The following is a 9,681-nucleotide window of genomic DNA, read 5'->3' on the forward strand; positions in this document are numbered from 1 at the left end:
CGTCGGTCGGTAGCGCTCATGAGCCTTCGGCTTGAACACGACACGTCGGCGAGTGCCTTTTCCGCCGTGCCGTCGCCCATCCACCATGCGCGTGACCTTCCTCGGAACCGGCGCGGCGATGCCGAGCGGCCGGCGTGCCCAGACCGGACTGCTGCTCGAAGCCGGTACTGATACGCTGCTCGTCGACTGCGGCAGCGGCGTCCTCAACGCGCTCGCGCGCACTGACACGGGCTACGAGGGCGTTTCGACTGTGCTCTTGAGCCACCACCATCTCGACCACGTGGCCGACCTGCTTCCCCTGATGAAAGCCCGGTGGCTCGCTGGCGCGGACTATCTCGAAATCGTTGGCCCGCAGGGGACGAAGGACCTGCTCGACGGCCTGCTCTCGGTCTTCGAGTACATGGACGGCCGCATCGACCTTCGAGTACGCGAAATCGGTGAAGAATCGTTCTCGGTTGCGGGTTTCGACGTCGAGGCGAAGGAGACCCGCCACTCGATGGACTGCCTTGCCTATCGCTTCACTCACGGGGCGGACACACCGGCCTTCACGTTCAGCGCCGACAGCGAGGCCTTCACTGGGCTGGCGAACTTCGCCGATGGCTCGGCCATACTGGCCCACGACTGTTCGTTTCCCGACGAGGTCGACGTCTCGAACCACCCGACGCCGAGCCAGTTGGGCCGAGTGCTCGCGGAGTCGGGAGCCGACGTCGGCCGGGTCTATCTCACGCATCTCTATCCCCACACCGAGGGCCGCCACGAGGAGATGCTCGAATCCATCGGGGAATACTACGACGACGATGTCCGGTTCGCGCGCGACGGACTGACGGTCGAAATCGAATAGTGGGGCTACTCCAATCGATACCGCAACAGCGCCGCAATCCCGCCCAACGAGTTCAACTGATTGCCGGGTGCGAACTCGCTCGAAAACACGGTGACTGAGCCGCCCTGCTGTTCGACGCGCTCGATGATCTCGTTCACGTCGATGGCCCAGTCGCCCTCGCCGGCGCGCTCCGCGCGGAGTCGGTCGTCGAGCACCAGCAGCTCCTCCACGGCCCCGAACTCGGTGGCCTCGGCGACTTCCTCGATGCCGTACGTGGCCTCCGCGCCCTGTGCGATGCGGGCGGTGAGGTCGTCGATTTTCTCGGCTTCCTCGGCGATTCTGGTTTCGGCTTGGACTTCCTCGACTGCACCGCGTTTCAGCACTTCGTGAACGCCCCGGTCGCCGATGGCGCTCGTGTCGACCGTGGCACCGAGTTTGTCCATGACTTCAGGTGCGTTCCGCTCGATGTACGTTCTGGCGTCCTCTTTCGTGAATCCCGGTCCAGCGAGCAGGATGGCATCGACATCGAGATGCGAGAGGGCGCTTGCGAGGTCGGCGAAGAGTTCGGAGCGCTCGCGGGCGTACTCGCCCTTGCCGGTGGGACCGGTGAAGGAGGCGTACTCCTCGGCCCCGTACTGGGCAACGGTGTGAATCGACGCCGCGCCCTCTTCTACTGTGGCGATGGCGACGTCGGCGTTTTCGGTCGCCTCGACGGCTTCCTCGACGCGTTCGCGCTGGTCGGGTTTCCAGACCTTTTCGATATCGACTTCTTCGCGTTCCTCGACGTTCAAGGTGTGGTGATGGCCCACTTGGTCCTCGCGGGAGGCTGATTCAATGGTGCCAGAGACTCGAAGACGGTTGGCGAACTTGTGGAACTCGCTCTCTTCGACGCTGATGGTCACCGACATCGGCTCGCGCTCGCCGCCGGTGTCGCGCATGCGGTCGTCGTTGCGCTGGATGCGCCGGGTCGTCTCACCCGAGACGAGGTCGCCGGGTTCGAGCACGTACGAGAGATGCCAGAGGTCGTCCAGACTCTCGGGGACGAGCGTCCAGCGTTCGCGCTCGCCGTCGAGACGGGTCCGGTCGTTGATGTGCATACTTCGACTGGGGAGGCCGAGCAGTAAGTGCGCTGTCGTTGGGCCTACTCGACCACGCGACTCCCGCCGGGTGGCAGGAACTCCGCGATGAGGTCCGGGCTCGCCACCTTGCGGACGAACGAGGTGTCCTGAAAGCGCTCGCGGAACTCCCGATAGAGCCGTTTCGCCGCGTCGTTCTGGGCGTACTGGCCGGGTTCCACAGTGATATCGGTTTCAGTGCGGTCGACGATGGCCGACGGTGGCCCGCCGATGACTCGTGTTTCCGGTTCGCAGGTGATGCCGACGGCGACGCCGACAGGTATATCCCGGAAGTAGGTGCGGTCGCCACGGATGGCGAAGCCCCCTTTTTCGAGATACTCGCCGCTCTCTGGGGTCTTCGAGACTTGGTCGGGGGCGGCCATGTACGCGTCGCCGGCGAAACGGCCGTTCTTCCAGACGGTCGAATACGAGACGGCGAACTGGGCGGCCTCTTCGAGACTCCCGTCCGGAACGTCCACTTCGCGCGTGGGTTCGCTCGGTCCCGTCGCCTTGAGCACCGTGACCGGTCCGCCTTGGACCTGCGTGTGGAAGAAACGGTCGCCACGGTCGAGATATTTCTTCACCAGTTCCTCGTTCTGGTCGGCGTTACGCCCGCCGAGGACGAGGAATCCGTCCGCGGTGTGAAACCACCGGAATCGCTCGTACCACTGCTCGTTTTGCCTGACGGGAATCGACCGTCGTGAGAGCCAGTCGACGTCTTCGGCTTCGTCGTCGGGTTCACTCTCGGCGTCGCCGGCCTCCCACTCCTCGCGGCGGCGCTCGATTGCTTCGAGTTCGGCGCGCGTCTCGGCGATGGCTTCCTCCGCGCCCTCCTTCTTCTCGACGACGCGCTTGGCCTCGCCGTAGAGGCGGTCTGCGTTCTGCTCGACGCCCTCCTGCGGGTCGAGTTCGACATCGCGGCCGTCGATGTCCATCCTGACCGTGCCCTCGCTCGGTTCGACCCCCGAAACGGTCTCGGCGGCCGCGATGCCGCGCTCTCTGCCCTCGGCGAACCGCTCGTCGATGGCCTCCCAGCCGATACCCTCCTCGCGCGCGTTTCTGACCGTCGAGAGCACCTCGTCGACGAGTTCGTAGTTGGCATACAACGACTCGGCCTTCGCGCGCTCGCGGTCGGCCTGTTCCTCGAAGTCCTCGATGGCCCCCTCCTGTTGGTCGATGATGCGCTTTTGGCGCTCGATGTCCTCCTCGAAATCTGGTCTGCTTCGCCCGCCGCTTGCCTCGTCCTCGGTGGTATCGAGTTCGACGAAGTACGCATCGAGCGCCGCGGTGAACGAATCGAATTCCTCACTACTCAATCCAGCCCGCTCTTCGAGCGCGAACGGCGTGACGTCGACCGGCTCGCCGTCGTCGCGGTAGATGCGCGGTGCGAACGCACCACTTGAGAGCTGTTCGGACAGTCTGGTGAGCGCCTCGTAGAGCGCTTCGAACTCCGCCTCGCCCGCCTCGGCGATGGCGAGTTCCTTTGCGACGCCCGCACGGGTACAGAGTTCCTCGCCGTAGAGACCGCCGAAGTTCAACTGGGTGGCGAGCGTGCGCACGAGGTCGGTGTTCGATTCGCGCATTCGGGCGGCGAATCCATCGTAATCGACAGCGAGCGGGTCGAAGCGCGCGGAGGGGTATTCGTACTGTGCGCCCGGGGCCACGGTACGGGACTGAAGACGAACAGTATTCAGGCAATCGACCACCTCGCCGGCAGCGTCGAGCACGGCGACGTTCCCTTCGCCGAACAGTTCGGCGACGACCTGCGTGTTCTGGTCCTCGCGCTCGAACTCGAAGGTGAGGACTCTGTCGAAGCCGAACTGCGAGACGCCGGCGAAATCAGCCCCCGAGAGTCGATTGCGGAGCATCTTCGCGAACCCCGGCGGGCGACCCGGTGCGTCGGGGACGTGCTCGGGCGAGACGACGTGTGCGCGCTTGGTCTCGCCGACCTCGACGATGAGTTCGACCCGACCACGGTCGAAGTCCCGGAGTTTCAATCTGAGGAGGTCGTCGCCGTAGAGATAGGCCTTGTCGAGTTTCGCGCCGGCGTACGCCCCGAGCTCGGTGACGAGGGCCGCGAGGTCGACGCTGGTTAGCTCGCGTTTCGGGTCCATGACTGCCCTGCGTGTGGACGAGAAAAAGGGGTGTCGTTACGAGCGCTCGACGATACGTTCGCCGGCGTCGAGACCGCTGTCGAGCGCGAGATGGATGCGTCCCTCACCGTCGACCCAATCGCCGGCGAAAAACAGGCCCGCCCGTTCGGCGCTATCGAGCAGGTCCCCGTCGACGCCGCCGTCGGGTTGGGCGAGCCGCCAGCCATGACCGTCGACCCAATCCGGCTCGGCGAGGCGCTCGTCGTCGAGCAGGTCCGCGACCATGTCAGCCGCCGCGGCCGCGATGTCGTCGGTTGGTTCGCCGTAGCGCTCGGTCGACCAGCCGGGAGCCATCTGGGCTATCAGGAGCGACTCGCCGTCGGGGACGTGGCTCGGCTTGCACTCCTCGCGGGAGAGCCAGCCGATATCGTGCTCACCATCGATATTCACGAGCGCGTAGTACGGCCGGTCGAGCGAGAACGGGTAGTGCAACACGGCGGTGATGGTCGTTCGATATGGCACCGTCTCGACGCTCTCGACGAGGTCGGCGCGGAAATTGCTCTCCCACGCCGCATCGGCGAGCAGGCTCGCCGTCTGTGGGGCGGGCGGTGTGAGTACCAACGAATCGAACGTTCCGGCATCTCCACCGCCCACGCTTTCGATCCGCCAGCCATCCGTCCGCTCGATACGCCCGATGCGGGTGTTCGTCTCGACGGTGGCATCGGTTCGCTCGAACAGCCGTTTCGCCAACTGGTCGATACCCTCCCGATACGTCCACTTCCGGTCGTCGGTGTCTCGGCCCTCGCTGACGTCGTTTTCGCCGTCGAACGTCCAGACCGGGGCATCGATATCGACCAACCCCTCCGTATCGAGGTCCGCGAGGAGGTCGGCAACCCTTCCTTCGTCCTTGCAGTAGTTCGCGCCGTAATCGTACCGACAGCCGTGATTGCGGCGGGTCGCGGTCCGCCCGCCGACCGTCGGTTCCTTCTCGAAAACAGTTACGTCCGCCGCGCCGTCGAGGGCGTACGCCGCCCCCGCCCCGGCCACCCCGGCACCGACGATGGCGACGGTCATCGCTTTTCACTCCCGTCCGTCGAAAACGAATCGTTCATCGGCCGGGCTACGCACTCCGAACGGTAAACGCGACCGCTCGGAAGAAAGGACTGAAAATCGACGGAGGGGTGCGAACCCCGAGCTGGCTCCGCGCCCCACGGGCGGGTCCGTCCGTGGCATCACCTGCGGTCGTCCCCGATCCCATGCGCTCACCCCATCTACATAAATCAACTGGCCGAATCGGCTGTGTACGCGGCTCGCACACCCGTTTTCAGCAACTCTGGTGAACTGAATCGCCGTTTACAATGCTTGCTCACGTACGGGCCGTCCTGCCGGTGGCCGCGGTTCCGATAGTATTCCCGCCGACCTTTTACTGCGCTCAGTCGTTGCACTCCCTCGCTGGCAAAAGGTCGATCAAGAGCCTGCACCGCTCCCGTTGGTCGCGCCTTGGCCCGCTCGCCCCCGCCGGTCGCTCGCGGTGGGGAGCTTCACAGCCGCTTGCTCACGTACGGGCCGTCCTGCCGGTAGCCGTGGTTCCGATAGTATTCGCGCGCACCGATGCCGCTGATGACGCTGAGCTTGTCGAATCCCGCATCGGCGGCCATCGCCTCGGCGTGGCGGAGGAGTTTCCCGCCGTAGCCCTTGTGCTGCCAGTCGGCGCTTTCGTTCCCGACTTCGACCATCGGCCCGTAGACGTGGAGTTCGCGCACGATGGCCGCGTTTTCGAGTTCACGGCGCACAGGGTTGTTGGGAAAGCGCAGCCGGCAGAATCCCACCAGCAGGTCGCGCTCTTCGTCCTCGTAGCTGATGAACTGCTCCGTCCCGCCACCCGATTCGTAGGTGAGCACGTCACGTTCGACGGTTTCGGGTGGTTGTTCGTTCATCCCGACCTCACGACACCGGATGCAGTCACAGCGCCAGCCGTGTTCGTCCATGCGCTGTCGGGCGAGCTGTCTGAGATTGGACTTCCAGACGCCCGCGTCGATGAAGTCCGCCGGAATGTCGCGCTGCACACGTTGGAGGCGGACGTACTTCGGTATCATGGACTTGATTTCGGCGACCAACTCGGCGGCCTCGTCGTTTCCGAGCGGCTCGAACTCCTCCTTGCGCCACATGTCGTAGGTCGCGGTGCCGCGCACGATGAGCATCGGGTAGATCTTGAGGTAGTCCGGTCGCCACTCGCTCTCCTCGAACAAGCGTCGAAAGTCCTCGATGCACATCTCCCGGCTCATTCCCGGTTGGCCGGGCATCATGTGGAAGCCGACCTTGAACCCCGCATCCCTGAGCCGGCGGTTCGCGTCGACGGAGGCCTGCGTGCCGTGGCCCCGATGCATCGCGCGATTGATCTCGTCGTAGGTGGTCTGGACGCCGACCTCGACTTTCGTCCCACCCAACGAAAGCATCCGGTCGATCTGCTCGGGGTCACACCAGTCGGGTTTGGTCTCGAAGGTCGTCCCGATGTTGCGAACCCGCGCCGTCTCGTTGTCGGCGATCACGTCCTCCAGATATTTGAAGTCGTACTCCTCGGGGTCCTGTGCGAAGCTCTCGGTCTCGGAAGGGTTCGGCTCGGCGTCGGGGTCGAACTCGTTCAGCGCCTGCAACGCCCGCTTGACGAACCACTCCTGATAGTCGTGGCTTCGGGCGGTCATCGTCCCGCCCATCAGGATGAGTTCGACCTTGTCGACCGGGTGCCCGATCTCGCGCAACTGATTCAGCCGAAGGGTGACCTGCCCGTAGGGGTCGTAGTCGTTCTGGACGCCGCGCGCGGCGGCCGGCTCGTGGCCCGTGTAGGACTGAGCGCTCGAAAACTCGGACCCGGGACCGCCGGGACAGTACAGACACTGCCCGTGCGGGCACATGTGCGGGCTGGTCATGATGGCCACCGGCGAGACGCCCGACGCAGTCCGAACGGGCTTGCGCCGAAGCACCGTCTCAAGTTCCTCGCGGCGGTCATCGGACGCGTGGTCCAGAATTTCGGAGTTCTTGGGGACTTTCGGCGCGGAGTGGGTCGAACAGGCTTCGAGTTTCGCCGCCTCGACCTCGCCGCGTTCGACCTCGCCGTCGAGAATCCGCTGGATGAGCGCCTCGCAGGTCCGCTCGAATTCGTCTGACTCGGTCGGCGGAATCTCGGTACTCATCGCACTCGTGGAGACCAATCGCGTCGCGCGAATAAGGCTGTTGTTGCCGGCCTACGCCTGCTCGCCGACGGCTTCGAGGACCGCCTCGCGGACGGTCTCGCGCTCGCCGACGAGGAACGTCAGTCTCTCGTCGCCCGCCGCACCGACCGAGACGTCCGCCTCGAGCGTGCGCTCGGCGGTCGCCTCGGCCAGCCGGTCGATGTCGAGCTCGCCGGCGTGGCGGACGAGCAGTTCGTCCTCGCCGATTCCCAGCAGGACCGGTGCGTCGTCGCGCGTTCTCCGGAAGAGTTCGTCACAGAGCAGGTCCGTCGGCGGGAAGTCGTAGCGATGGGTGAACGCATCCGTATCGAGCACGTTCAGGACTGTGCCGTCGACCTCGTGCCGTTCGAGATGGGCCTCTGCGGTTTCGATGGCCGTGTCGAGCTTCTCGCGGAACTGTGTCGCAAGCCGTGCCGCGAGCGACTGTCGACCGTCGAACAACAGGTCGGCGACGAGTTCGCGCTTGTCCTCGTAGGCCTGATAGTTCGCCACGAGCGCCACGGATTCACGGAGGTCGCGCGCCCGCTCGGCGTCGTAGCCCGCCTCGGCGGCGAGGTCTGCGTACGCCTCGGGGGTGTCCACCCAGAAACTCACTGCCGGCAGGTGTTCGAGGTCAGTCCGTGCATCGGGATTGACGTGGACGGCGACGGTCGCCGCGAGCGCACTCGCGGTCGTCCCGTCAGTCTCGACGAGCGCTTCGGTCGCCCCATCGTCGGCCGCGTCGGCGATGACGGCCCGGTCGGCGTCGTACAGCGAGAGCAGCTCCAAGCCATCTCGGGAGGCTCCTGTCCCGCCGACGCCACAGAAGACGAAGAGTGGAAGTTTCTCGTCGTGGCGCTCGTTGGCATCGAGCATGTTCGTCACGTCGCGGGTCGCCGAATCCATGTCGTAGACGCCTTCGCCGAGCGGTCGGCGGTCGAAGTAGTGGTATTCGGCGTCGCTCTGGGCGTGTTCGTCACGGACCAGCGGGAGCGTCGCCCGTTCGATGGCGCTGGCGGCGACGTAGCCGTCGGCGCTGGCGTCGTGGCGAACGATGACGGGCCGCGAATCCAGTACGGCGCGGCGAATCAACCCCGCGAGGTCGCGGATTCCCTCGATGCGGTCGGCCACCGTGTCGTCCTCGGCGAGCGGTGGGACCTCCTCGGGACGGGCTTGCTCCGCGAGAGCCTCTTCCATCCGATTCTCGACGGTCTCGCGCTCCTCGCCGTCCAACACGGTGAGTCCCGATGCCTCGACCTGGAGGTCCTCGCGGTGGCGCTCGACGCGGCCCTCGATGGCGACGACCGCGCCCTGCTCGACGTCGGGATACGCACGGACGCCGGCCTCCTCGAAGGCCGCACAGTCCACAGCCCCGGTTTCGTCGTGGAGCGTGAAGACGGTCGGGCCGCCGGTCTGGCGCACGGCCGCGACCTCGCCCTCGACCCGCACCGGGTCACCGACGCGGGATTCGAGGTCTTCGATGGGGACGCGCTCGCGGTCGGCGTCCGGTTCGGCGAGCGTCGCGTCACCGGTGTCGGCCGTCGTCTCGGTGCCCGTGTTACCGTCCGTCCGCGGTTGGTCGGCCGTCACCTCGTCGGGTTCGGCCGCCGGACGTCCGGCGACCGCGTGCTCATTTGGGTCGGGAGCCTCCGCCTCGTCGGGAAGTTCGTCACCCTCTGGCGTGTCGACGAGACTCCCCCGAAATTCGCGGTCGGCCTGGCGAATCGACCACGTGAGGTCGACGTTGCCGTTGTCGTGGACGTCCGTGACCTGGACGTACACCGAGTCACCCGAATTCCAGTCGAGACTCTCCAGCCGGCTGTCGAGTTCGCTGCGGTGGAGCAAGCCGGTGACGCTGTCGCCGATGTCGATGAACACGCCGAAGTCGGCGAAGCCGTCGACCGAGCCGCGGTAGAAGCGTCCGGGCGTGAGTTGGTTCGCGTGCGAGCCTTCGAATTCGAAGACGACGTCCTCCTCGTGGCTCTCGCAGATGTAGCCATCGGTGGAGGAGCCGCAGATGATACAGCTACCCATTAGCGGAGAGAACGGCCGGGGATTAAAACGGTTGTCGAAACGCAACGCGCACACGGGTCCAGTCGAACAGTGCTCCGCAATCGTGTCAGTTGTTGCTGGACGTTGCGGCGGCGCGCGATGAATCCGGCCGAAGGCCGGAGGACGCGCGAGGGATGAGCGAACGTAGTGAGCGAATCGGCTGGGGAGGGTGTGGCCGTCGTGGTGGGTAGCGGAAGGTCAGCTCTCGAACACCGGACTCTCGTCTTCGAGCGCTTCGATATCATCTTCGATTTTTCGGGCCTCCTCGGGAAAGAGCGCGACCTGCACCTCGTTTCCCTCGTCGTCCTCGAAGACGGCCCTGCCAAGGAGTGTGTTGTTGAAGACGAACGTAGCTATTCTCGCTCAGTGAGATATTGACCTGAAACCTCGGC

Annotated in this window: 7 protein-coding genes; 2 read left to right on the plus strand and 5 right to left on the minus strand. The window is 65.4% G+C overall.

What is annotated here, in order from left to right; genetic code table 11:
• The first annotated feature begins 85 nt into the window (after window positions 1-85).
• Complete coding sequence (locus ACQUQO_RS13900) at window positions 86-841, plus strand: MBL fold metallo-hydrolase (protein ID WP_435078629.1); 756 nt, start codon at window positions 86-88, stop codon at window positions 839-841.
• Between the two features lie 5 nt (window positions 842-846).
• Here the strand turns inward: ACQUQO_RS13900 and ACQUQO_RS13905 are convergent, their stop codons facing one another.
• The 5 genes from ACQUQO_RS13905 to ACQUQO_RS13925 all read right to left on the minus strand — a co-directional run bounded on the left by ACQUQO_RS13905 (window position 847) and on the right by ACQUQO_RS13925 (window position 9,271).
• Window positions 847-1,917, minus strand: a complete 1,071-nt coding sequence (locus tag ACQUQO_RS13905) for an mRNA surveillance protein pelota (RefSeq protein WP_435078631.1) — start codon at window positions 1,915-1,917, stop codon at window positions 847-849.
• 44 nt (window positions 1,918-1,961) lie between these two features.
• Window positions 1,962-4,049 carry a ribosome rescue protein RqcH gene (gene rqcH, locus ACQUQO_RS13910; RefSeq protein ID WP_435078633.1) on the minus strand — a complete coding sequence of 696 codons (2,088 nt, stop codon included), beginning with the start codon at window positions 4,047-4,049 and terminating at the stop codon, window positions 1,962-1,964.
• A 36-nt stretch (window positions 4,050-4,085) separates the two neighbouring features.
• Complete coding sequence (locus tag ACQUQO_RS13915) at window positions 4,086-5,102, minus strand: NAD(P)/FAD-dependent oxidoreductase (RefSeq protein ID WP_435078634.1); 1,017 nt, start codon at window positions 5,100-5,102, stop codon at window positions 4,086-4,088.
• A gap of 467 nt (window positions 5,103-5,569) precedes the next feature.
• Window positions 5,570-7,219, minus strand: coding sequence for a tRNA uridine(34) 5-carboxymethylaminomethyl modification radical SAM/GNAT enzyme Elp3 (locus ACQUQO_RS13920; protein ID WP_435078636.1), 1,650 nt, complete (start codon window positions 7,217-7,219; stop codon window positions 5,570-5,572).
• Between the two features lie 51 nt (window positions 7,220-7,270).
• A complete protein-coding gene (locus ACQUQO_RS13925) occupies window positions 7,271-9,271 on the minus strand; it encodes an OB-fold nucleic acid binding domain-containing protein (protein ID WP_435078638.1) in 2,001 nt (666 codons plus the stop codon).
• Window positions 9,272-9,436: 165 nt separating this feature from the next.
• Between ACQUQO_RS13925 and ACQUQO_RS13930 the strand changes: the two genes are divergently transcribed.
• The gene (locus tag ACQUQO_RS13930; RefSeq protein WP_435078640.1) at window positions 9,437-9,667 is read left to right on the plus strand and encodes a hypothetical protein; all 231 of its coding nucleotides are present in this window, start codon (window positions 9,437-9,439) and stop codon (window positions 9,665-9,667) included.
• The last annotated feature ends 14 nt before the right edge of the window (window positions 9,668-9,681 follow it).

It is taken from the genome of Halococcus sp. AFM35 (assembly GCF_051195015.1).
Taxonomy (GTDB): Archaea; Halobacteriota; Halobacteria; order Halobacteriales; family Halococcaceae; genus Halococcus.